1 protein-coding gene is annotated in these 401 nt (G+C 63.3%); it reads left to right on the forward strand.

Annotated elements, in window-relative coordinates:
• Positions 1–109: 109 nt before the first annotated feature.
• A partial coding sequence (locus tag NE591_RS12940; protein WP_256156827.1) for a winged helix-turn-helix domain-containing protein occupies positions 110–401 on the forward strand: 292 nt, incomplete at its 3' end.

The raw sequence follows: 401 nt of genomic DNA on the forward strand, positions 1-401 counted from the left end.
ATGCAATAACGATTCACCGAAGTTATCTACAACGACGTCGAGGCCATCGAGGACGCCGCCGAGGCGTTCCTCACCCGCTAGGCATCCCGGGAACGGAAGCGATGCCATCATGGGCCAGTTGAAGAACCTCTCCACCACCGTCCGCCTCACCGTGGCGAACCTCTCTTCCGAGAACAAGTCCGCCTTCGGACCGGGCATCGCCAAGCTCTGCCTGGGCGTGCGCGAGATGGGCTCCCTGAACGCGGCCGCCAAGGGCATGCGCATGGCCTACAGCAAGGCCTGGCGCATCATCAAAGACACTGAGGAGACACTCGACGTGCAGCTCCTCCTGCGCGACGGGGCTCACGGCTCGACGCTCACCGAGGACGGAAATCGCCTCCTCGATGCCTACCTGGCCATCG

It is taken from the genome of Adlercreutzia sp. DFI.6.23, assembly GCF_024462535.1.
GTDB classification, from domain to species: domain Bacteria; phylum Actinomycetota; class Coriobacteriia; order Coriobacteriales; family Eggerthellaceae; genus Adlercreutzia; species Adlercreutzia rubneri.